Annotated in this window: 27 protein-coding genes; 13 read left to right on the top strand and 14 right to left on the bottom strand. The window is 72.2% G+C overall.

Going from position 1 to position 21395, the window contains the following annotated elements; all coding sequences use genetic code 11:
- Positions 1 to 114: 114 nt before the first annotated feature.
- The 3 genes from ACR9ZG_RS10945 to ACR9ZG_RS10935 all read right to left on the bottom strand — a co-directional run bounded on the left by ACR9ZG_RS10945 (position 115) and on the right by ACR9ZG_RS10935 (position 2213).
- Positions 115 to 762, bottom strand: a complete 648-nt coding sequence (locus ACR9ZG_RS10945; protein ID WP_481284866.1) for a copper resistance CopC family protein — start codon at positions 760 to 762, stop codon at positions 115 to 117.
- Positions 759 to 1502, bottom strand: coding sequence for a YcnI family copper-binding membrane protein (locus ACR9ZG_RS10940; RefSeq protein ID WP_481284865.1), 744 nt, complete (start codon positions 1500 to 1502; stop codon positions 759 to 761). The genes ACR9ZG_RS10945 and ACR9ZG_RS10940 overlap by 4 nt, the downstream gene beginning before the upstream one ends.
- A 78-nt stretch (positions 1503 to 1580) precedes the next feature.
- Complete coding sequence (locus ACR9ZG_RS10935; RefSeq protein WP_481284864.1) at positions 1581 to 2213, bottom strand: hypothetical protein; 633 nt, start codon at positions 2211 to 2213, stop codon at positions 1581 to 1583.
- 192 nt (positions 2214 to 2405) lie between these two features.
- Here ACR9ZG_RS10935 and ACR9ZG_RS10930 point away from each other — a divergent pair, with 192 nt between their 5' ends.
- The 4 genes from ACR9ZG_RS10930 (at position 2406) to ACR9ZG_RS10915 (ending at position 7836) form a co-directional block, all read left to right on the top strand.
- The gene (locus ACR9ZG_RS10930; RefSeq protein ID WP_481284863.1) at positions 2406 to 3068 is read left to right on the top strand and encodes a response regulator transcription factor; all 663 of its coding nucleotides are present in this window, start codon (positions 2406 to 2408) and stop codon (positions 3066 to 3068) included.
- Positions 3065 to 4753 carry a sensor histidine kinase gene (locus ACR9ZG_RS10925; RefSeq protein ID WP_481284862.1) on the top strand — a complete coding sequence of 563 codons (1689 nt, stop codon included), beginning with the start codon at positions 3065 to 3067 and terminating at the stop codon, positions 4751 to 4753. Before ACR9ZG_RS10930 ends, ACR9ZG_RS10925 begins: the two co-directional genes overlap by 4 nt.
- A gap of 307 nt (positions 4754 to 5060) precedes the next feature.
- On the top strand, positions 5061 to 6263 hold the full coding sequence (locus ACR9ZG_RS10920; protein WP_481284861.1) for a hypothetical protein: 1203 nt from the start codon (positions 5061 to 5063) through the stop codon (positions 6261 to 6263).
- Positions 6264 to 6333: 70 nt separating this feature from the next.
- Positions 6334 to 7836, top strand: a complete 1503-nt coding sequence (locus ACR9ZG_RS10915; protein WP_481284860.1) for an arylsulfotransferase family protein — start codon at positions 6334 to 6336, stop codon at positions 7834 to 7836.
- A 6-nt stretch (positions 7837 to 7842) separates the two neighbouring features.
- Here the strand turns inward: ACR9ZG_RS10915 and ACR9ZG_RS10910 are convergent, their stop codons facing one another.
- From ACR9ZG_RS10910 to ACR9ZG_RS10900, 3 genes are read right to left on the bottom strand one after another with little or no spacing between them, the layout of a single operon-like run.
- Positions 7843 to 8898 carry a YihY/virulence factor BrkB family protein gene (locus tag ACR9ZG_RS10910; protein ID WP_481284859.1) on the bottom strand — a complete coding sequence of 352 codons (1056 nt, stop codon included), beginning with the start codon at positions 8896 to 8898 and terminating at the stop codon, positions 7843 to 7845.
- Positions 8888 to 9166, bottom strand: a complete 279-nt coding sequence (locus ACR9ZG_RS10905) for a DUF3618 domain-containing protein (protein WP_481284858.1) — start codon at positions 9164 to 9166, stop codon at positions 8888 to 8890. The genes ACR9ZG_RS10910 and ACR9ZG_RS10905 overlap by 11 nt, the downstream gene beginning before the upstream one ends.
- The gene (locus ACR9ZG_RS10900; protein ID WP_481284857.1) at positions 9163 to 9594 is read right to left on the bottom strand and encodes a phage holin family protein; all 432 of its coding nucleotides are present in this window, start codon (positions 9592 to 9594) and stop codon (positions 9163 to 9165) included. Before ACR9ZG_RS10900 ends, ACR9ZG_RS10905 begins: the two co-directional genes overlap by 4 nt.
- A 113-nt stretch (positions 9595 to 9707) precedes the next feature.
- Here ACR9ZG_RS10900 and ACR9ZG_RS10895 point away from each other — a divergent pair, with 113 nt between their 5' ends.
- The 3 genes from ACR9ZG_RS10895 to crcB are packed head-to-tail and all read left to right on the top strand — an operon-like array spanning position 9708 to position 11049.
- Positions 9708 to 10232 carry a universal stress protein gene (locus tag ACR9ZG_RS10895; protein WP_481284856.1) on the top strand — a complete coding sequence of 175 codons (525 nt, stop codon included), beginning with the start codon at positions 9708 to 9710 and terminating at the stop codon, positions 10230 to 10232.
- Between the two features lie 20 nt (positions 10233 to 10252).
- Complete coding sequence (locus tag ACR9ZG_RS10890) at positions 10253 to 10678, top strand: fluoride efflux transporter FluC (protein WP_481284855.1); 426 nt, start codon at positions 10253 to 10255, stop codon at positions 10676 to 10678.
- Positions 10675 to 11049 (top strand): fluoride efflux transporter CrcB, encoded by a 375-nt coding sequence (crcB, locus tag ACR9ZG_RS10885; RefSeq protein WP_481284854.1) that lies wholly within the window; start codon positions 10675 to 10677, stop codon positions 11047 to 11049. The genes ACR9ZG_RS10890 and crcB overlap by 4 nt, the downstream gene beginning before the upstream one ends.
- 6 nt (positions 11050 to 11055) lie before the next feature.
- Here the strand turns inward: crcB and ACR9ZG_RS10880 are convergent, their stop codons facing one another.
- Positions 11056 to 11421, bottom strand: a complete 366-nt coding sequence (locus ACR9ZG_RS10880; RefSeq protein WP_481284853.1) for a nuclear transport factor 2 family protein — start codon at positions 11419 to 11421, stop codon at positions 11056 to 11058.
- 46 nt (positions 11422 to 11467) lie between these two features.
- On the opposite strand from ACR9ZG_RS10880, the gene ACR9ZG_RS10875 reads away from it, so the two are divergent.
- On the top strand, positions 11468 to 11965 hold the full coding sequence (locus ACR9ZG_RS10875) for a hypothetical protein (protein ID WP_481284852.1): 498 nt from the start codon (positions 11468 to 11470) through the stop codon (positions 11963 to 11965).
- Between the two features lie 48 nt (positions 11966 to 12013).
- A complete protein-coding gene (gene pdxY / locus ACR9ZG_RS10870) occupies positions 12014 to 12865 on the top strand; it encodes a pyridoxal kinase PdxY (protein WP_481284851.1) in 852 nt (283 codons plus the stop codon).
- 14 nt (positions 12866 to 12879) lie between these two features.
- Here the strand turns inward: pdxY and ACR9ZG_RS10865 are convergent, their stop codons facing one another.
- A complete protein-coding gene (locus tag ACR9ZG_RS10865; protein WP_481284850.1) occupies positions 12880 to 13467 on the bottom strand; it encodes a TetR/AcrR family transcriptional regulator in 588 nt (195 codons plus the stop codon).
- A gap of 79 nt (positions 13468 to 13546) precedes the next feature.
- Between ACR9ZG_RS10865 and ACR9ZG_RS10860 the strand changes: the two genes are divergently transcribed.
- On the top strand, positions 13547 to 13849 hold the full coding sequence (locus ACR9ZG_RS10860; RefSeq protein WP_481284849.1) for a YciI-like protein: 303 nt from the start codon (positions 13547 to 13549) through the stop codon (positions 13847 to 13849).
- A 138-nt stretch (positions 13850 to 13987) separates the two neighbouring features.
- Here ACR9ZG_RS10860 and ACR9ZG_RS10855 read toward each other — a convergent pair whose 3' ends face one another.
- The 6 genes from ACR9ZG_RS10855 to ACR9ZG_RS10830 form a co-directional block, all read right to left on the bottom strand.
- Positions 13988 to 14764 (bottom strand): ABC transporter permease, encoded by a 777-nt coding sequence (locus tag ACR9ZG_RS10855; protein ID WP_481284848.1) that lies wholly within the window; start codon positions 14762 to 14764, stop codon positions 13988 to 13990.
- Positions 14761 to 15540, bottom strand: coding sequence for an ABC transporter ATP-binding protein (locus tag ACR9ZG_RS10850; protein WP_481284847.1), 780 nt, complete (start codon positions 15538 to 15540; stop codon positions 14761 to 14763). The genes ACR9ZG_RS10855 and ACR9ZG_RS10850 overlap by 4 nt, the downstream gene beginning before the upstream one ends.
- Positions 15537 to 15917 carry a DUF1048 domain-containing protein gene (locus ACR9ZG_RS10845; protein ID WP_481284846.1) on the bottom strand — a complete coding sequence of 127 codons (381 nt, stop codon included), beginning with the start codon at positions 15915 to 15917 and terminating at the stop codon, positions 15537 to 15539. The genes ACR9ZG_RS10850 and ACR9ZG_RS10845 overlap by 4 nt, the downstream gene beginning before the upstream one ends.
- Position 15918: 1 nt before the next feature.
- Positions 15919 to 16248 carry a PadR family transcriptional regulator gene (locus tag ACR9ZG_RS10840; protein WP_481284845.1) on the bottom strand — a complete coding sequence of 110 codons (330 nt, stop codon included), beginning with the start codon at positions 16246 to 16248 and terminating at the stop codon, positions 15919 to 15921.
- A gap of 132 nt (positions 16249 to 16380) precedes the next feature.
- Positions 16381 to 16797: an aspartate 1-decarboxylase gene (gene panD, locus ACR9ZG_RS10835; protein WP_481284844.1), complete on the bottom strand. Its 417-nt coding sequence runs from the start codon at positions 16795 to 16797 to the stop codon at positions 16381 to 16383.
- Positions 16798 to 16835: 38 nt separating this feature from the next.
- Positions 16836 to 17288 carry a MarR family winged helix-turn-helix transcriptional regulator gene (locus ACR9ZG_RS10830; RefSeq protein WP_481284843.1) on the bottom strand — a complete coding sequence of 151 codons (453 nt, stop codon included), beginning with the start codon at positions 17286 to 17288 and terminating at the stop codon, positions 16836 to 16838.
- Between the two features lie 112 nt (positions 17289 to 17400).
- Here ACR9ZG_RS10830 and ACR9ZG_RS10825 point away from each other — a divergent pair, with 112 nt between their 5' ends.
- The 3 genes from ACR9ZG_RS10825 to ACR9ZG_RS10815 form a co-directional block, all read left to right on the top strand.
- The gene (locus ACR9ZG_RS10825; RefSeq protein ID WP_481284842.1) at positions 17401 to 18600 is read left to right on the top strand and encodes an MFS transporter; all 1200 of its coding nucleotides are present in this window, start codon (positions 17401 to 17403) and stop codon (positions 18598 to 18600) included.
- A gap of 40 nt (positions 18601 to 18640) precedes the next feature.
- Positions 18641 to 19717: a hypothetical protein gene (locus tag ACR9ZG_RS10820; RefSeq protein ID WP_481284841.1), complete on the top strand. Its 1077-nt coding sequence runs from the start codon at positions 18641 to 18643 to the stop codon at positions 19715 to 19717.
- 89 nt (positions 19718 to 19806) lie between these two features.
- A partial coding sequence (locus tag ACR9ZG_RS10815) for a beta strand repeat-containing protein (protein ID WP_481284840.1) occupies positions 19807 to 21395 on the top strand: 1589 nt, incomplete at its 3' end.

Below are 21395 nucleotides of genomic sequence, written 5' to 3'. Positions count from 1 at the left end.
CCCCCCCCCCCCAGCCCGGCCCCCGCCCCCCCCCCCCGCGCGCGTCCCCCCCCCCCCCCGGGGGCGGCCCCCCCCCCCACCCCCGGGGACGGATGGTGGGTGAGGAGGCTGGACTCAGGGGGTCGGCGGGCGGCGACGGGCGGTGATCAGGAGGATCACCACGCCGGCGATCGCGAGCACGACGATCGCGACGCCGATGCCGATGACGAGGCCGAGGTCGGTCGATCCCGCCGTCTGCAGGGGCTGCGGGGTGGAGGCCGTGGCCTGGGCGGTGCTCGTCCCTCCCGGCTCCTGGGCGGCCGGCGTCGCGGTGGCGGAGGCCGGAGGCGCGCCGCACGGTGTCGTCGCGCTGCCCGCCGCCTCCGCGGTGCCGGCCGGTGGCTGGTACTGGAAGGCGTACGAGCTCGAGACGGTGTGACCGTCGGCCGAGACGATCTGGTACGTGACCGTGTACTGCCCGCCCGCACCGAGGGCGACCGGAGCGGTGACCGCGCGGTCGGCCACGGTCGCGCAGCCGGTCTCGAAGTGCTGCTTCGCCGTATCCGTCACGGTCAGGAGGGTGCTCGAGCCGTCCCCGGAGAGGTCGAGCACGCGATCGTTGAACGTCAGCGTGACGGTGCTCGGCGGCGCGGTGACGGTGGCGTCGGCCGCCGGGTCGCTGCTCACGAGGTAGTCGTGGGCCGAGGCCGCGGCCGTCGGCAGCAGGGCGAGAGCGGCGGCGGCCGCGAGGGCGGCGACCGCGGCGGCGATGCGGCGCGTCATGCCCGCACCCTACCCCGGCGCGTGAGCGCGAAGACGGCGACCACCAGGGCGATCGCGCCCAGTGCGAGCCCCGCGATGCCCAGCCCGATCGACACGGCGGTCGCCGTGGTCCCTGCGGCACCCGCGGCGGGAGCGGAGGTGCTCGCGACGACCTGCGGAGCGTCCGACGAACCGCCGGCCGCGGTGCCCTCGGCGGCCGGCTCGGCGGCAGTCACGTAGAGCGTCGGGGCCGGGTGCTCCGGCTCCTCTCCTGAGGCCGGCGTCTTCTCGTCCCAGTCGACGACCGAGCCGTCCGAGTAGTACTGGTGCGCGGGCAGGAGGATCGAGGCGGTGTCCGGCACCGCTCCGGCCGAGATCGTGAACTCCTGGAACTGGCCGGGCGCGATCTGCGTGCCGCTGTCGGCGGTCCAGGTGACCCGCACCGGCGCCTCGGTGATCGTGCCGTCGTCCGTCTTCACCGGGTCGGCGAGCTTCTCGGTGTCGACGGAGGTCGTCCATCCGGCCAGGGGGAGGTAGCTGACCGACGTGAACGGGGTGTCGGTCGGCAGATCGACGACGAGCTTCACGGTGCCGGCCGTGGCCGACTCGGTGGGGACCTTGAAGGTCAGCGTCGCGTAACTGCCCGGGTCGGCGTGACCCGGGTCGACGCGCACGTGCGCGCTCGCCCCGAGTGGCGCTGCGAGAACGAGCAGCGCGGTGGTGGCGGCCGCCAGGGAGGCGGCGAAGGTGGTCTTCTTCATGGGTGTCCTTGCGTCAGGGATCCGTACGGTGGCGCGCGTGCGCGCCCGCCGGGACCCCGGCCGAGGCAGGGACTCCCGTCAGAGCGCGCCGACGGCGGCCGGCGGACCCCGGTGGCGCAGCCGTGCGAACGGCAGGCCGAGCGCGAGCGGCGGACGCGGGGCGTCGACGGGAACGAGCGCGGGCGCCCGGTCGGCGGGACGCACGAGGACGACGGCGATCCGCTCCACGAACCGCGCGACCGCGACCCGGGCCGTCTCGAACAGTCCCCAGAAGGCGCGCTCGCCGCGGCGCAGCGCCACGATCGTGAGCAGCGCGGCGGCGGCGTGCGAGAGCCACATCGCATCGGGCGCCGCGAGGGCGTGCCCGGTGGGCATCCCGGCCAGCATGGTCAGGTGGTCGCCGAGGTGGAGGTGGCCGGCGAGGTGAGCAGAGCCTCCCGCCGCCGGGACGAACGTGGCCGTGCTCTCGCCCAGGCCGAACAGCAGGTGGAAGAGGAGCTGGCTGACCCCGACGGAGGCGGACAGCCGCCACAGCGACAGCCGACGGCCGGTGAGCGCGATGGAGGCGAGGGTCGAGAAGGCGAGACTGAGCGCGAGAGCAACGGGCCCGGGGGCGGCGCCGCCGCCCGCGACGTGGAACAGCGCGGCGACGAAGACGGCGACGCCGGAGGCGAGCATCCCGCGCGTGACGCGCGCCGCTCTCGTGCCCATCCGTTCCGCCTTCCGGTGCCGGTCGTCCCGGTCTGTGTTCGTAGCCAGTCTACGAACCGGATCGCACCGGCCCGCCGGGAGGCGCCTTCGTCCACCGAACTGGGGGTGCGCCCCCGGGCCAGGGGGCGCATACGCCCGCGGTTAGTCTGTGCTGAATGAGACGGGTCGCTGGATGACCGAAGGAGCGAACGGATGGCCGAGGGGATGTGGCAGCGGCGCGTGCTCGTGGTCGAGGACCACGCGCTGATGCGCTCGCTCGTCGCCGACGCCTTCCGCCAGCGCGGGTTCGCCGTCGAGAGCGCCGGTGCGGCTGCAGAGGCCCTGGCGGTCGCGGAGCGGACCGACCCCGACCTCCTCGTCACCGACATCGACCTGAGCTCCCGTCCGAACGGCGTCGAGCTGGCGACGATCCTGCGCGAGCGGGCGCCGCACATCGCGGTCCTGTTCCTCAGCAACCTCTCGCGGGAGGCGGCGGCGGCGCACGCACGAGACACCGTCGCGGGTGCCTCCTACGTCAACAAGGGCGCGATCGCCTCGGTCGACGAGCTGGTCGACGCGGCGGAGGCCGTGCTCGCCGACCGCCCGGTCACCCACGACGACGGCCGGACCGGCGCGCAGGCCGCGCTCCTGCGCCTCAGCCCCGCCCAGCTGGAGACGACCCGGCTGCTCGCCGCCGGCCTCACCAACGCCGAGATCGCGCGGCGCCGCGGGGTCTCGGTGCGGGCCGTCGAGAAGAGCGTCGAGCGCGTCTTCCAGGCCCTCGGGCTCTCCGGCGGGGAGCAGACGACCACTCCCCGGGTCACGCTGGCGACCCTCTACGTCGCCACACTGGGCGACCCCGCGACCGGCCTGTGAGCGCCGGGATCGCAGGGCGGGCCTCCCGCGTCGTCGCCCGCATCACGGGCCCCTCCGCGATCACAATCTGGACCTGGGTCATCTCGCTCCCGTTCGCGCTGACGGTCATGTCGGGCGTGCAGTACATCCACGGCACCCCGGCGGAGCTTCTCGCCGTCCCGTTCGTGCAGCACCTCGGCGTCGGCGTGCTGCTGCTCGCGGGGCGCGGGCTGCTCGCCCTGACGCCGGCGCGGTGGCGCACGGTCGTGGTGCTCGCGGTCTTCGTCGGCATCGGCGTGCTGCGCCCGCTGCTCTTCCTCGGCAGCGGCGCATTGCTCCGCGTGGAGGTCGAGCAGGGCGACCTCGCCGCGCGCATCGCCATCAACATCGTCGCCGTGCTGACCGCCTTCACCCTCACCGCGGTCGGGGTCGACCTCGTGCGCGAGCATCTCGGCGTCTACCGCCGCCTGCGCGCGGCGCAGCGGGCGTCGGAGCGCGACGCGGCCGAGGCGGGGGAGCGGCTGCTGTCCCTGCGCCGCTCCGCCGTCGACGGGGTGCTCCAGGAGATCGAGCACGCGGCCGCCATCGCCCGGCAGCCGATCCGGCCCCGGGATGCGGCCGTGCTGCTCCGGGGCCTCGCCAACGACGTCGTCCGCCCGGCGAGCCATCGCCTCTACGGCGACGACGCCTCGTCCGGGGGCGAGGACCGTACCGAGCCCGCGGTGCGCAGGCGCGACTGGATGCAGGAGGTCTCCGGCGCCCTGCAGGCGGCACCGCCCCTCCCGGTCGCGCTGCTGTTCGGAGTGATCGTCGTCCCGTTCGGGGCGGTGGAGTACGGCGCCCTGCCCGCGGCGTGGGCGGTCCTGGCGGGCGCGGCGGTGGCGGCGGCGGGCAACACCGTCGTCAGCCGGGTCGCCGAGCGGGTGCGACCGGGCCGACGTGCGGTGACCATCCTGATCGGGTATCTCCTCGTCGGCGGACTGCTCGCGCTCACGACCGGGCTGGTCATCCAGTCGCTGGGCCACCCTCCGGCGATCGTCTGGTTCGAGGTCTTCACCTACCCGGCGGTCGCGCTGGCGGTGGCGCTGATGGCCTCGCTGTCGTCGCTGCTGCGGGTCGACCAGAGCCGGCTGGAGTCGGCGGTGCAGGCGAGCGTGCGGGCCGCCGCCCGGATCCGCGCCGACTACGACCACCAGCGTGCCGCGCTCGCCCGGCTGCTGCACTCGGGCGTGCAGGCCGAGTTGATCGCCGCGGCCCTCGCCCTCGGCGCCGACGGTCGCGACGACGCCTCCGCCGACCTGCGGGCGGTGGTCGACCGCATCCGCTGCGAGCTGCTCACCCCGGCTGCGGAGCCGCCGCCCGCCGACCGCCTGCGCAGCCTGCTCGAGAGCTGGAGCTCGGCCATCCCGCTCACCTCGACCATCGCCGACGACGTGATCGACCGGCTCGACGTCCCGGCCCGCTGCGACGCGGTCGTCGACGCGATCTCGGAGGGGCTCGCCAACGCCGTGCGGCACGGCGACGGCACGCCGGTGACCCTCGACGTGCACGCCTCCGACGACGACGGGGTGGCCGTCGTGGTCACGTCGGGAGGGGTCCTCGCCTCGTCCGAGCCCGGCATCGGCCTGCGTCAGCTCGCCGAGCGCGGCACGGTGGAGCTGCGGGAGGCGGCCGGCCGCGTGCGGCTCGCCGTGGCCATTCCCTGAGGTCCGGGGGCGGCCTCGCCGCCGGCGCTGTCGTACCAGCCGTACCGCCGCGCGCCCGTCCGCCAGGGGGGACGTACTGTTCATTCTGTCCGGAGTGCCCGCATCACTCCGAGAATCGCCCGGTGGGGCGCCCTGCTCGACCCGAACGTGCAGGATGCGCCCCCTCCCGGAGGGCGGCCCCTATATCACCGAATCCATTCATCTGCATTGATGCAATGCCCAGGCGTCATGGGGTAGAAAGGACGGGTAGCTTTTTGCGTCGCTCGTGGCGCAGCCGACCCCGACCGTCCTCAGGAAGATCAGCAGCTTGCCCCAGTCCAGCGCCCCTCTGCGGTCTCGCCGCAGTCTCCGCGCACCCGTCGTCGTCGACGTGGACCAGCAGCACGAACTGACCGCCGACCCGGTCGAGGACTTCACGAGCGCTGAGCACTTCGCCGCCGTCGAGGCGGTCGAGACGGCCGCCACTCCCGTCTTCACCAGCCGCCGGGCGCGTCTCGAGGCCGAGCGCACGACGAGTTCGGCCGCCGACCGCGGCGCGGCCAAGCGCGACGGACGCACCCGCAAGCGCGAGCGCATCGTCGTCAAGCCGACCAGGGGATCGCGCCGGTCCGGCACGGCGGGTGCCGGCCAGCAGGGTGCGGTGACCGCTCCGAGCGCCGTCGTGACCGCTTCGGCCGCCACCTCGTCGGCCGCGCGCACCGGCGCCAAGGCCGCTCGTCCGCCCCGCGCGCCGCGTCCCTCCCTCGCCGCGCGCATCCGTCGCCCCGACGGCCGCCGCCTCGGCATCCACACGATCGTCATCCTCGCGCTGGCCGCCTTCTTCGGCACCGCCGCGCTGCCCGCGTACGCCACCTCCGCCGAGGCCTCGGTGACCGGCAACGCGCGTACCGCTCTCGCCGTGCAGACCCTCACCGGCGGCGACGCGACCGCGCAGGTCGTCTCGCGCGACGGCTTCGCCATCGCCGAGAGCCCCGAGATGCTCGACTCGACCATGAACGACACGGTCTCGCCGACCGTGCAGGCGCTCGCGGTCCAGCTCATGGGCGCCGTGGCCTCCGGCCGGCTCGTCGGCTCGACCCCCAACCACCTGCCCGAGATCGCCGACCTCGCCGAGGGCCGCGCCGTTCCCGGCTGCGGTGTCGACTACCGCGTGCTGCAGGCCATCGCGGTCGCGCTCGACAACTTCCAGCAGGTGGGCGTCTCCGACATCAACCGCCGCTGCACCGGCCAGATCGAGGGCGCCGGCACCGAGTCCGCGCACTACGCGGACGGCGGCGGCCACGCACTCGACTTCTACCTCATCAACGGCTCGCCGCTGACCGGCGGCGACGCCTACTCGGTCGAGCTGCTGAAGATCCTCGACCCGATCGTCCCCAACGGAACCGGCGTCGGCCAGATCGAGTGCCGCGCCTCGGTCGACCTCGAGAACATGAAGCCGTTCTCGGACACCTGCAACCACCTCCACATCGACTTCCTCAAGTCGGACGGCGCCGCGCTCCGTTACGGTTGATCGGCCCGGCGCTCAGCCGAACCACAGCCGATCCCTGGCCCGCGCCTGAATCCGCGCGGATAGTGGAGGGGTGACACCCGATCCCCGTCTCTCCCGTCGAGCCGTCCTGACCGGCGCCGGTGTGCTGGCCGTCGGGGCCGCTGCCGGCGTCTTCGTCGCGACCCGGCCGTCGCCCGGATCCAGCGCCGCGACCTCCACGCCGAAACCCAGCTCGAGCGCCGGCGCGACCGGGGCCGCCCAGCGCACCTTCGAGAGCACGGACCTCACCGTGCCCGCCGTCACCACGTGGAAGACGGGCACGACGGCCGCGGGGCTCCTGTTCGTCACGCAGCAGGTGAAGGGGTTCAACGGCCTGATCATGACCGAGGAGGGTGAGCCCGTCTGGATCGAGCCCACCACGGCCAACGTCACCGACCTGAAGGTCCAGACCTACCAGGGCAGACCCGTCCTCACGTACTGGACCGGGAAGAGTTCCGGCGGTCACGGCGACGGGGTCGGCGTGATCCTCGACGACGGCTACGCCGAGGTGGCGCGCGTCTCGGCGGGGAACGGCGTGGAGGCCGACCTCCACGAGTTCACGCTGACGGACCGCGGCACGGCGCTGCTGACCGTGTACACGACCGAGCCCGCCGATCTGAGCGGCATCGGCGGCCCGAAGAAGGGCTACATCTACGACTGCCGGGTGCAGGAGGTGGACGTCGCCACCGGTGAGGTCCTGCTCGACTGGAAGGCCCAGGACCACATCCGCGTGAAGGACACGTACCTGGGTCTGACGCAGGACAAGGGGCACGACGGCACCACTGCGGGCCGCGCCTTCGACCCGTTCCACCTGAACGCCGTGGACGACGACGGCGACCGGCTGCTCGTCTCGGCGCGGCACACCCACGCGATCTACGCGGTCGACCGGAGTTCCGGCGACGTCGTCTGGCAGCTCGGCGGCCGCGCGAGCGACTTCGACGTGCCCGAAAAGGCCGTCTTCGCCTGGCAGCACGACGTGCGCCGCAACGCCGACGGCACCCTGTCGCTGTTCGACAACCACCTGTACGCGGCGGCGGAAGGGCACTCGCGCGGCATGGTGTTCGAGCTGGACGAGGACGCGCGGCGCGCGACGCTCGTGCAGGAGTACGCCTACGACGACCACCTCGGCACCGCGATGGGCAGCACGCAGCTGCTGCCCGGCGGCAACGTGCTGGTCGGCTGGGGCACGGTGCCGGCCGCCACCGAGTTCACCGCGGGAGGCACCCCGGTGTGGGAGGCGACGCTCGGCGGGATCTCGTACCGCGCGTACCGCCACGAGTGGACCGCGCATCCCACGACCACGCCGGCCGTCGCCGCCAAGACGGAGCGCGGCGGTGTGCGCGTATTCGCCAGCTGGAACGGCGCGACGGAGGTGCGCAGGTGGCGGGTGCTGACGGCGGCCGACTCGTCGGGCGAGCCGCAGCCGGCCGGTGAGGTGGCGGCCTCCGGCTTCGAGACGTCGCTCCTGGTGCCGACGGCCGCGCGTGCCGCGGTGCAGGCGCTGGACGCGTCCGGTCGCGTGCTCGCGACCTCCGGCACCGTCTCGGTCGCGTGACCGGGCCTAGTTCGTGACCTTGTCCCGGTAGCGCCGCCGGATCGCCCGCGAGGCGAGGATCTCGCCGGCCGCGGCCTCCCGCTTCTTCACGAGCGCCTTGTCGGACTTGAGGGGGAGGCGCAGCACCGCGTCGGCCTCGATGCCCGCGACGAGCTCGCGGGCCCGCTCCACCTCGGAGTCGAGCTCGGCGCCGAAGAGCAGCGCGTTGTTCGCGATCCAGATCCACAGCAGGAACACGATGACGCCGGCCAGCGCGCCGTACGTGCGGTCGTAGTTGCCGAAGTTGCCGACGTAGAACGCGAACCCGGCCGAGGCGATGCCCAGCACCACGATGGCGGCGATGGACCCCGGCGTGAGCCAGCGGATGCGCGGATGCTTGATGTTCGGGGTCGCCGCGTACAGCACCGCGACCAGCAGCACGATCACGGCGACGACGATCGGCCAGCGGATGATCGACCAGGCGATCACGAACGCGTCGCCCAGCCCGAGCAGGTTGCCGATCGCCTCAGCGACCGGGCCGGACACCACCAGCATGAGGGCCAGCAGCGAGACCGCCACGAGGGTCAGGAGGGTGACGCCGAGCTGCACCGGGCGGAGCGTGAACGCGGTGCGCCCCTCCTCCACCCCGTACACCCGGTTGAGCGCGCGACCGAAGCCGCCGACGTAGCCCGACGCCGACCACACGGCGCCGACGATGCCGATGACGAGCGCCCAGCCGGTCGCCGGCGACGCCGCGAGATCCTCGATCGGCCCGCGGAGCACGTCCAGCATGCCGGGTGCGAGCTCGTCCACCATCCCGAACAGCGCGTCGATGCCCTGCTCGCTCTGGCCGACGATGCCGAGGATGCTGACCAGCGCCAGCAGCGCCGGGAACAGCGACAGCACGCCGAAGTAGGTCAGGCCCGCCGCGAGATCGGTGCACTGGTCGTTGCTGAAGCTGCGCAGCGTCCGCTTGAAGATGAAGCCCCACGGCAGCCGGTACCAGGGCTCGCTCCGGTGGTCCTCGATGCGCCGGACGGCCTTTGCCCGGTCCGAGCCGACGCCGCCGCGGTCAGCGGGCACGCCGGCGCCTCCGCGTCAGCAGCACCGCGATCCCCGCTGCCCCGCCGGCGATCGCCAGGAACAGGCCCACGAAGAAGGTGGGGTGCGAGCGGATCTGCACGCGCGGATTGAAGGTGGCGAACAGGTCGTCGAGCGTGCTCGCGAGCTCGTCGCGGGTCACCTCGAGGTCGAGCTTGAGCGTGTTGATGCCGGCGCCGGCCGGGATCGGCGGTCTGCCGGCCGGACGCTCGCCCTGCTGGCGCAGCTGCGGGGTGGTCGTGGAGGTCACGGCTGCTCTCCCTTCAGCGCGCGGAGGTCGGCGCTCAGCTCTGGCTTGAGGTCGTCCGGCACGGGAGGAATGCCCTTCTTGAGGCTGCGCCATCCGATCAGGCCGGCGATGACGGCGAGGACGATGAGGATGCCCGCCACGATCAGCGCGGCGAGCCACGGCGGCACGATCAGCGCGAAGGCGCACACGGCCGCGGTGATCAGCACCGCCACGGCGAAGAACACGAACACCAGAGCGCCGACGAGCAGGCCCGCGCCGATGCCGGCGGCCTTCGCCTTGGCGGTCATCTCGGCCTTGAACAGCGCGACCTCACCGGCCACCAGGCGGCGCGACTGCGCGACGAGGTCCTTGGTCAGCTCCGGCAGCGGGCGCAGTCCCCGGGTGGTCCGGCGGCGCTCGCGGGGGAGCGGGGCCTTGTCGACGGTCATCCGTACGGTTCCCTTCCGTTCGTATGGCGACCGTACTCCCTCCCTCCGGACGCGTGAAGGCCGTAGGCACGAGCCGTGGCTGCGCCGACGGCCCGATGGTGCAATATAAGGGCATGAGCGGGAACGACAGCTTCGGAAGGGGCGGCATCCTCGTCGCCGTCGTCCCGGGACAGCCGGTCGCCGTGCTCGAACACGGCGCCCGGCTCGCCGACGACCTCGACCTCCCGCTGATCTGCGCGACGGTCGACCCCAACCGGTACCTCGTCTCGAGCTACGTCGACGGCATGGTGGTGGCCCTCCCGTACGATCCCGACCTGCCCGAGGTCGAGGAGGAGCGGTTCGACCCCGAGCTGGAGGAGCACATCAGGGGCGTCCTCGACGGTCGCGGCATCCCGTACACGCTCAAGCAGCTCGCCGGCGACCCGGCCTGGGCGCTCTCGCGGCTCGCGGACGACCTCGACGTGCGGTACATCGTCGTGGGGAGCAGGGAGGCCGGCCTCCGCGGCAGCCTGCGCGAGTTCTTCAACGGCTCGGTCGCCGTGCACCTCGCGCACCGGCAGCACCGGCCGGTGATGGTCGTGCCGCTCGCGCCGGTGCCCGGCGCGCAGAAGCTCCCGTGGGAAGACCCGCCGGTCTAGTGCGCCGCCCGCCTCCGCCCGTGCACCTGCACTGGCGCTCGGTGCTCCTCGTCTTCGTCGGCGGCGCGCTCGGGACGACCGTGCGGTACCTGCTCTCGCTGGCCGTTCCTCCCGTGCTCGGCCTGCCGCTCATCACACTCGTCATCAACGTGACGGGCGCGTTCGTGCTGGGCTGGCTGCTGGAGGCGCTGGCACTGCGCGGCCCGGACCAGGGACGCCGCCGCGACCTGCGGCTGTTCGCCGGCACCGGCATCCTCGGCGGGTACACGACGTACAGCGCGTTCGCGGTCGACACCGACGGGCTCCTCGTCGCCGCGAACGTCGGCGGCGGCCTGCTCTACGCGGCGGCGACCGTTTTCGTCGGAGCGGCGGCGACGGTCGCGGGCATCGCCGTCGGGGCCTGGTTCGGCCGGCGCGGCGCCCGCCGGTCAGGAGGGTCGGCATGACCCCGCTGCTGGTGCTCGCGGTCGCGGCCGGCGGCGGACTCGGCGCCGTCGCGCGCCTCGTGCTCGACGGCGTCATCCGGAGCCGGGTGCGCGTGGGCTTCCCGCTGGGGACGACCGTCATCAACGTGACCGGGTCGTTCCTGCTCGGGCTGGTGACGGGTCTCGCGATGGCGCACGGCCTTCCGCCGGAGTGGCGGGCCATCCTCGGCACCGGATTCCTCGGCGGCTACACCACCTTCAGCACGGCGAGCTACGAGACCGTCCGGCTCGCGCAGCAGCGGCGGTACCGGGCGGCGCTGTTCAACGGCGTCGGGATGCTGCTGCTCGCGCTCGCCGCGGCCGGACTGGGGCTGTGGCTGGGCCAGCTGTGAGCCCGGCTACTCCTCCTCGTCCGGCTCCTGCTCCATCCACCACTCGGTGAACTCCTCGGCCCGGCCGTCGGAGGCGAGACGCACGATCCACAGGTTGCTGTAGACCGGCCCGTCGCGGTAGTCGGTGACGCCCTCGACGAAGTAGGTCGGCCCGTCCTGCCCGAGCAGCCTCCATTCGAAGCTGACGGACCCGGGGTCGTCCTGCGCGTCGAGCCACCCCTCGACGATCTCGAGGTGGCCGTCCCACGGCTCGGCGAACGGCTCGGTGCGGTAGCTCGCGTCCTCGGTGAAGAGCGCCCGGATGTCGTCCGGGTCGTTCGACTCCCAGGCGCGACGGTAGCGGTCGATCCAGGCAGTGATCGCGTCGGCCATGCCCCCGTTATACGCCCGGGATGCGCGGGACCGCTAGCATGTGCGCATGGTGGGGGCCTTCGAGCAGTGGTCCGAGTTCAACGTCGCCGTTGCCGGCGCGGGGGCGGCGCTGGCCGGTCTGCTCATCGTCGCGCTGTCCGTCAACATCAAGCAGATCGCGGAGTCGCGCGGGCTCGCGGCTCGCGCGGGCGCCGCAGTCGCCGCCCTCATCCTCGGCGTGGTGCTGAGCTGCGCGGCGCTCATCCCCGGCCAGGTGCTGTGGGGGTTCGGCATGGAGGTGCTGGTGCTCACCGCGCTGTGCTTCGTGATCGCGGGGTACGCCGCGCGGGCGGTGCTCGCGGATCCGACGCGCGGGGAGTACCACCGGTTCGACATCCCGGTGATCGCGCTGTTCGTCGCGCCCCTGGTGCTGTTCGCCGTCGGCGGGGTGCTGCTCGCGGCGTCCGTCGCAGGCGGCCTGGTCTGGGTGGCAGCCGGCTCCATCGTGGCCGTGGTGGGAGCCATCGCCTTCTCGTGGATCGCGCTGGTCGAGGTGCTGCGGTAGCGGCCCACGCGCGCGGTCGCGGTCCTGCCGCGGAGGTAGCCTGAGGGGATGAAGGTTCTCTCCATCCAGTCGGCGGTGGCGTACGGCCACGTCGGCAACTCGGCCGCCGTGTTCCCGCTCCAGCGCATCGGGGTGGAGGTGCTGCCGGTCTACACAGTGAACTTCTCGAACCACACCGGCTACGGCGCGTGGCGCGGCCCGCTGATCGCGCCGGACGACGTGCGCGCGGTGATCACGGGTGTGGAGGAGCGGGGCGTGTTCCCCTCCATCGACGTCGTGCTCTCGGGGTACCAGGGCGGGGTCGGCATCGGCGACGTGATCGTCGACGCGGTGCGCCGGGTCAAGGAGGCCAACCCCTCGGCGATCTACGCCTGCGACCCGGTCATGGGCAACGCCAAGTCGGGCTGCTTCGTCGCGCCCGAGATCCCGGACCTGCTGCGCGACCGCGTCGTCCCGGTCGCCGACATCATCACGCCGAACCAGTTCGAGCTGGGCTACCTGACCGGTACCGAGCCCGGCGATCTGGAGTCGACGCTCGCCTCGGTCGACGCGGCCCGCGCGATGGGCCCCTCCACGGTCCTGGTCACGAGCGTCGAGCGCCCCGACCGCGACCCCGAGACGATCGAGATGCTGGCCGCGGACGACAGCGGCGCCTGGATCGTGCGCACGCCCCTCCTCCCGCTCAAGGCGAACGGCTCTGGCGACGTCACGGCCGCCCTCTTCACGGCCCACTACCGCGCCACCGGCGACGCGTCGGTCGCGCTGGAGCGCACCGCGTCGAGCGTCTTCGATCTCATCGAGGCGACCTACCGCTCCGGCCAGCGCGAGCTGCAGCTCGTCGAGACGCAGGAGGCGTACGCCCACCCGCGGATGCAGTTCGCGGCAGAGCGGGTGCGGTGAGGGGTCGACGTCCATCAACCGGCCGGCTCGTCCCGACCTATCAGGGTGGTGAAACGCAGCACCGCCGCGGATGAGCGTCCTGGGTCCGATGTGGCGAGGAGGTCGAGGAGGGCGCCTCTGAGTACGGCCAGAGCGAGCGTTCGCTCGATCGTGCCCGACGGGGTCGCTCGCTCGTCCTCGGGCTGGAAGCCGGCAAGTCGGTCCAGCCAGCCCGTCACCGTCTCCTCCGCGAAATCAGCCCACGGCCCGTCATTGTCGAGCAGGGAGCGGCTGTAGGACTCGACCCACAGAAGCAGTACGGGTCGATGGGAGTCGGACGAGAGCCAGCGCCAGAGCGCCTCGACGCCCGCTGCAAGACCCTGGCCCGTTGGAACCAGGTGCTGCAGGGCCTCCATCTCATCGACCCGGGCCCGGCCGAGCAGGGCCCGGGTGAGTCCGTCCTTCGAGCCGAACAGGAACATGAGCACGCGCGTGCTCGAGCCGATCGCCGCCGCGAGTGGACGAAGGGACGTACCGGTGATGCCGTGCTGCAGGACATACCGGTAGGCGGCCTCCAGAAGCTCGGCCTGCCGGGGTGACGGAGTTGCTCGCCGGTCGGTCATGCGAGTAGCGTATCGAACCACTGACACGAGTGTGTCAGTACATCCCGAACCACTGGCCTTGGACGGAGCGGAGAGGCGCATGCATGCAGTGCTCGAGTACACCTACGGCGATGACTATCTCAGCGCCCGCGAGCGGCATCGCTCCGCCCATCTCCGGGTCGCATGGGCCGCAGTCGAACGCGGCGAACTCGTGCTCGGCGGCGCCGCAGGAGACGGCCCGTACACGGGTCTTCTGATCTTCACCGGCTCGGACGCGCTCGAGAAAGCGCGCGCCTTCGCGGCCGTCGACCCCTATGTGACGGAGGGGGTCGTGACGTCGTGGACCGCGCGCATTTGGCGCACCGTCGTCGGAGAAGACGCGGCCACGCCCGTTCATCCGTGACCAGGATGGCGTGCGCACGACGCTACGATCGTCGCGTGCGTCAGGAGCACCCCGAGAACTGACCGACGGATTCGACACGAAAGCCGGGTTACGCGATGCGCAACCCGACATTCGTGAGGAATCCGGCGTGACCTCCGGTCATCCCGCGGTGATCCGCCTCCGGTAGATCACGTTCGCCAGCACGTACGCCACCACCAGGATGCTGACGCACCAGGCGAGGGCGATCCACAGGTCGCTGCCGACCGGCTGCCCGGCGAACAGGGCGCGGATGCTGTCGACGATGGAGGTCACCGGCTGGTTCTCGGCGAACCACTGGACCGGGCCCGGCATGCTCTCCGTCGGCACGAACGCCGAGCTGATGAAGGGCAGGAAGATGAGCGGGTACGAGAACGCGCCCGCCGCATCCACGCTCTTCGCGGTGAGTCCGGCGATCACGGCGATCCAGGTCAGCGCCAGGGTGAACAGGACGAGGATGCCCGCGACACCCAGCCAGGCGAGCACGCTCGCGCCGGTCCGGAAGCCGATCAGCAGCGCCACCAGCACGACCAGCACGATCGAGATCAGGTTCGCGGCGAGCGAGGTGAGCACATGCGCCCACAGCACGCTCGACCGTGCGATCGGCATCGACTGGAACCGCTCGAAGATGCCGCCCTGCAGATCCATGAACAGCCGGTAGGCCGTGTACGAGACCCCGGTCGCCACCGTGATGAGCATGATGCCCGGCAGCAGGTAGTCGACGTACGAACCCGTGTCGGCGCCGGTGTTGATCGCGCCGCCGAAAACGAACACGAACAGCAGCATGAACGCGATCGGCATGAGCGCGGTCGTGATGATGGTGTCCAGGCTGCGCGTGATGTGCTTCATGGACCGTCCGGTGAGGACGGTGGTGTCCACGACGAAGTTCGCGGTGGTCATGACTGCTCCTTCCCGCCGACGATCGCGAGGAACACGTCCTCGAGAGTCGGCTGCTTCTCGACGTACTCGACGGTCGCGGGCGGCAGCAGAGCCTTCAGCTCGGCCAGTGTGCCGTTCGCGATGATGCGGCCCTCGTGGAGGATCGCGATGCGGTCGGCCAGCTGCTCCGCCTCGTCCAGGTACTGGGTGGTGAGGAGCACCGTGGTGCCCCGGCGGGCGAGGCCCTTCACGGCCTCCCACACCTCGATGCGCGCCTGCGGGTCGAGGCCCGTGGTCGGCTCGTCGAGGAACACGATCGGCGGCTCGCCGATCAGGCTCATCGCGATGTCGAGCCGGCGCCGCATCCCGCCCGAGTAGGTGCCGACCTTGCGGCCGCCCGCCTCGGTGAGCGAGAAGCGCGCGAGCAGGTCGTCGGCGATCCGTCCCGGGTCCTTCTGGTGGCGCAGCCGGGCGACGAGGACGAGGTTCTCGCGTCCGCTGAGCAGCTCGTCGACCGCGGCGAACTGCCCGGTGAGGCTGATCGACTCGCGCACGTCGGCCGCCTGCGCGGCCACGTCGAAGCCGTTCACCCCGGCCGAGCCTCCGTCGGCCTTCAGCAGTGTGGAGAGGATCTTCACGGCCGTGGTCTTGCCGGCGCCGTTCGAGCCGAGCAGGGCGAAGATGCTGCCCCGCTCGACCTCGAAGTCGACGCCGCGGAGGACGTGCAGGTCTTTGTACGACTTCTCCAGCCCGCGGACCTGGATGGCCGGCCCGCGTTCGAGCGTCTGCGTGCTCATCGCTCCCCCTCCTTCTTCTCCGTCTCCTCCGCCGCCTCGACCGCTTCGGTGAGGCGGGCGCGCTCCTTGTCGATCCAGCGCTTGCCGATGTACGCCTCGGCGAACGTGTCGGCGAACTCGACCGGGTCGTCCCCGACGATGTCGCGCACCGGCGTGCCGTCGGCGGCCGCGCGCTCCCAGAGCTCGACGAAGTCGCCCATCATCGTGACGATGACGTCGCCCTCGACGAGGCTGCCGTTGTACATGAAGTAGCGGAAGACCGCCTTCGCCACCCCGCGGTACGGCTCGGGCAGCGCGTCCATGCGCTTCTTGTACTGCTTGTATTCCTTCTTCTGCTCCAGCGAGCCGGTCACGAGTTCGATCCACTTGGCGGCCATGTCAGTTCCCTCCGATTCGGAGCTGTTCGAGTCGTTCTGCGAGGAAGCTCCAGGTCCTCCAGAACTCGGTGAGGTACTCCCGCCCCTGGGCGTTGACGGAGTAGACCTTGCGCGGCGGCCCCTTCTCGGAAGGGACCTTCTCGACGTCGACGAGTCCGCGCTGCTCGATGCGCACGAGCAGGGCGTAGATGGTGCCCTCGGCGATGTCGGTGAAGCCCTGGTCGCGCAGCCACGCGGTGATCTCGTAGCCGTACGCCGGGCGGATGGTCAGGATGGCGAGGACGATGCCTTCGAGCGTTCCCTTGAGCATCTCCGTCTGCTGGCTGCCCATCGGAACCTCCCTTGCTAGTCAGTGTTGCTGAGTACCACTAGATAGTAACGCCGAGTACCGGTAGATAGCAACACTGAATACCGAAGTCGTGAGAAGACTTCGGTGGAGGGGGAGGGGAGTGGTGGTCGGCGCTCAGCCGCGCGCAGCGAACGGCGGCGTCTCGACGCCCGGTACGACCGCCTCAGCCGGGTCGGATCCGAGCGCGACGATGCGGTTGCGCTCGTCGACGTGGACCACCGTCGGCACGAATGCGCGCGCCTCGGCGTCGTCCAGTTGCGCGTAGGAGATCACGATGACCAGGTCGCCGACGCTCGCGAGGTGGGCGGCTGCGCCGTTGACGCCGATGACTCCGCTGCCGCGCTCGCCGGCGATGAGATAGGTCTCGAAGCGGTTCCCGTTCTCGATGTCGACCACCGACACCTGCTCGCCGGGGAGGAGGTCGGCGGCGTCGAGGAGGTCCTGGTCCACGGTCAGCGAGCCGATGTAGTGGAGGTCGGCGTGCGTGACGGTCGCGCGGTGGATCTTCGACTTGAACATGGTGCGGAGCATGCGATGCCTCTTGGTCCTGGCGTGAAGGGTGGATGCGGTCAGCGGGCGGCGAGCGTGAGCTGCGGCAGCGCCTCCACGAGGGCGGCGAGCTCTGGCACGTCGCGCGCCTCGGCGAGTGCCTGCTCGAGCGCCGCGTCGTGGACGGGCCGGGCGCGGTCCAGAAGCTCGTGGCCTCCGGTGGTCAGCTCGGTGTAGATGCCGCGGCGGTCGTCCAGGCAGTCGACGCGGGTGAGGAGGCCGCGCTCCTCCAGCCGGTTGACCAGCCGGGTGGTCGCGCTCGGGCTGAGGGCGCTGGCGCGCGCGAGCTGCTGCATGCGCATGTGCCAGCCGTCCTGGCGGTTGAGCGCGTCGAGGACGGTGTACTCGACCACCGAGAGGCCGGCGTCGCGGGTGAGCGCGCGCTCCAGGGCGTTCTCGATGGAGGCGTGGAGGGCCGCCAGGGTCCGCCAGCCGTGGGCGCGGACCTCGACGGCGTCGTCTGCGATCCCCAATGATCCTCCTCGGGTTGCGGAAAGTAGTTGCACGTGCAACGATTTATAGCGCGTCTGCAACTATCAGAGTAGCCGCTGCCCCGTCCATCCCCTATTCCTCCCAGGAGTCTCCATGCCTGCAGGCCTGATCGCGCTCGCTCTCGGCGGTTTCGGAATCGGCCTCACCGAGTTCGTCATCGCCGGACTGCTGCCCGAGGTCGCCGCCGACTTCCACGTCGACGAGGCGACCGCCGGGTGGCTGATCTCGGGCTACGCACTGGCGGTGGTCGTCGGCGCGCTCGGGCTGACCGCGGCCTCCACCCGGCTGCCCCGCAAGGCCACGCTGCTCGGGCTGATGGTCCTCTTCATCGCCGGCAACGCCCTCTCGGCGCTCGCGCCCGACTACGGCACGATGCTCGCGGGGCGCATCGTCGCCGCGCTCTGCCACGGGGCGTTCTTCGGCATCGGGTCGGTCGTCGCGGCCAGGCTCGTCGCCCCCGACAAGAAGGCGCGCGCCATCGCGATCATGTTCACCGGCCTGACCGCCGCGAACGTCCTCGGCGTGCCGTTCGGCACCCTCCTCGGGCAGGCGCTCGGCTGGCGGTCGACCTTCTGGGCGATCACCGTCATCGGCGTCATCGCCCTCGTCGGCATCGCCGTGCTCGTGCCGAAGGCCGCCGCCGACGCGGAGGCGGAGACGCCCAGCCTGCGCCGCGAGCTGAGCGCCTTCCGGTCGGGGCAGGTCTGGCTGTCCCTGGGCGCGACGGTGCTCGGGTACGGCGGGATGTTCGGCGCGTTCACCTACATCGCGTACACGCTGACCGGGGTCGCCGGGTTCCCGTCCGGTGCCGTGCCGTGGCTGCTCGTGCTCTTCGGTGTCGGCCTGTTCGTCGGCAACGCGGTCGGCGGGCGGCTGGCCGACCGGTCGGTCGACGGCACCCTGCTGGTGCTCCTCGCCGTGCTCGCGGTGGTGCTCGGCGTCTTCGCGCTGGTCGCCGGCAACGGCGTGGCGGCGGTGATCGCGCTGGTCCTGATGGGCGCGGCGGGCTTCGCGACCGTGCCGGCCCTCCAGCTGCGGGTGCTGAGCCACGCCGAGCACGCGCCGACGCTGGCCTCCGGCGCCAACATCGCCGCCTTCAACGCCGGGAACGCGCTCGGCGCCTGGCTCGGCGGCCTGACCATCGCGGCCGGCCTGGGGTACACGTCGCCGCTGTGGGTGGGCGCGCTGATGACCGTCGGGGCGCTCGTCGTGGTCGTGGTCGCGGCGCTCGCCGGTCGCACCTCGCACACTCGTTTTGAAAAAAGTCGTGAGGAAGCACTTCCCGCCCGGTAGACAGGAGCGTATATTCCCCTGCATCTCGAACGGTCAGGGGGTGATCGCGCTGGATACGGATGCCGCAGCTGTGGAGCTGCCCCGCTCGCGCGGTCGTGCGCGCCTGCTCGTCGGAGCGCTGATCGGCGGCGCCGGCCTGACCGTGCTGGGCTTCCTCCTCGGCGGATCGCCCGCTTCGGCCGATGAGCAGGCGCCGCCCGCGCCGCTCGGATCGGTGGTCTCGTCGGTGACGCAGGGAGTCGCCCAGGGACTCGACTCGACGGTCTCGGGAGTGACGCAGGGCGTCGGCTCGACGGTGTCCACGGTCACCTCGGCGGTGGCGCCGGTGGTGCCGGCACCGGTCCAGCAGGTCGTCTCCGAGGTGGTGACGCCGGTCGTCGACACCGTGTCCGACGTCGCGGAGCAGGCCCCGGTCTCGGCAGTGACCACGCCCGTGACCAACACGGTCGACGAGGTCGTCGCCTCCACCCCGGTGGTCGGTGACGTCGTCGGCGGACTGCTCGGCGATGCGCCGGTGACGTCGATCGTGACGCCCGTCGCGGACGTCGCCGACGGCGCGGTCGCCGGGGTCTCGGACGCCGTGGACCAGGGCACGCAGCCGGTGGTGACGCCGCCCGCGGGGGACCCGGGCGTGGACGTGCCCGGGCTGCCCGGACTGCCTGATCTTCCCGGACTGCCGGGTCTCCCGGGTGCCGACGCCCCTGGTCGGGATGCGCCCGGTGTGTACGGGCCTGCGGCGGATGGCGCGGCACTCGCGGCCGCGCTCGCCGCGCGCGCTGGAACTGCCGGGAGTGCCGCTGCGGTGGGCCTCGCCGGTGCGGGATCGACGTTCTCGGCCGCCGGTGGCGTCGGGTTCGCCGCGTCGAGCTCTTCGGGGCTCGGCGGAGCGCCTGGTCTGCCCGGTCTGCCGGACGGCGCCCCGCTGCCCGCGCCGTCGTCGCCGTCCGGCGCGAACGGCTCCTCGACCGGCTCCGGCGCGGGCGCCGCGCCGGCCTTCGCCGCCCTCGCGGACGGCCTCGGACTCTCCGCCGGCGCCCTCCCCGGCGCCCTCGGCGGCCCCACGGACGACCGGATCCCCGGCGCGCCCGTCGCCGACCACGACATCAGCCCCGACTGAGTGGGTCGCCGCTGCCCTCGACGGCAGCACGCGACCATCCCTCCGCGCCTCGCTGCGCGGAGACAGACACTCATTCGAAAGGCTGAAACATGAACAAGTTCGTCTCGAGGGGGCTGTGGTTCACCCTCTCCGTCGGCGGCCTGTGGCTGGCGGGAACGGCGGCGGCGAACGCCGCCGAGGCCCCTGCCGGCGACGGCGTCGCCACCGGCGACCAGGCGGTCGTCGGGGTCTCCATCCCGGTCAGCGTGGCCGGGAACGGCATCTCGGTCCTCGGCGACTCGTCGTCGGCGGACTCGTCCGCGGCGGCACCCGCCGCACCGTCGGTCTCCGTGTCGCCGTCGTCGGTCGACGGCGTGCTCAGCGGCGACCAGGCCGTGCTCGACGTCGCGGTCCCGGTGACCGTCGCCGGAAACGCCGTCTCGGTCCTCGGCGACACGTCGTCGTCGGACTCGACCGCGTCCGCTCCCGCCGGGGAGTCCACGACGGTCGACGGCGGAGGCTCGGGCGACGGGATCGCCTCGGGCATTCAGGCGCCGGTGGATGCGGCGGTGCCGGTGACGGTCGGCGGTAACGCGATCAGCGTGGTCGGCGATTCGGCAGTCTCGGACTCGGCCACGTCGGCTCCGGCCGGCGGTTCGACGGAGGTCACCGGAGGCTCGTCCGACGGCGGTCTGCTCTCCGACGTTCAGGCGCCGGTGGATGCGGCGGTGCCGGTGACGGTCGGCGGTAACGCGATCAGCGTGGTCGGTGATTCGGCTACGTCGGACTCGGCCACGTCGGCTCCGGCTGCTGGTGGTTCGACCACCACGGACGGTTCCGGTACCGGTGACGGCGTCGCGTCCGGTGTTCAGGCGCCGGTGGATGCTGCGGTTCCCGTGACCGTGGGCGGCAACGCGATCAGTGTGCTCGGCGATTCGGCTACGTCCGACTCGGCCACGGCGGCTCCGGCTGCTGGTGGCTCGACGGAGGTGACCGGCGGTGGTGCTGGTGATGGCATTGTGTCGGGTGTTCAGGCGCCGGTGGATGCTGCGGTTCCCGTGACTGCTGGTGGTAACGCGATCAGCGTGGTCGGCGACTCGACTACGTCCGACTCGGCCACGTCGGCCCCGGCTGCTGGTGGTTCGACGGAGGTGACCGGCGGCGCGTCCGGTGACGGCGTCGCGTCCGGCGTTCAGGCGCCGGTGGATGCTGCGGTGCCTGTGACCGTGGGGGGTAACGCGATCAGTGTGGTCGGCGACTCCTCCACGTCGGACTCGGCCACCTCGGTGCCGGCTGCCGGTGGCGCGACCACCACGGGCGGTACCGGTGACGGCGGCCTGCTCTCCGGCGTTCAGGCGCCGGTGGATGCGGCCCTGCCGGTGACGGTCGGCGGCAACGCGATCAGCGGTGTCGGCGACGCCACGACGTCGGGCTCCGGCACCCAGGCTCCGGCCGCGGGCGGCGGGAGCGACGTGGTCGGGGGCGGCTCCGACGGCGGCATCCTCGACGGCATCGGGCTCCCGATCGGCGTGGACGTGCCGGTCACCATCGGCGGGAACGGCATCAGCGTGATCGGCGACGCCACGTCGAACGGCTCGACCACCGCGCCCACCACCCCGGGCGAGCCCGGTGAGCCGGGCGACCCGGGCGAGCCGGGCGACCCCGGTGACCCGTCCACCCCTGTCTCTTATACACATCT

This window comes from Leifsonia sp. KNZ12-8B (assembly GCF_056755495.1).
Note: the sequence above shows the minus strand (reverse complement) of the source record. Positions and strands in the feature narration are given on the sequence as shown.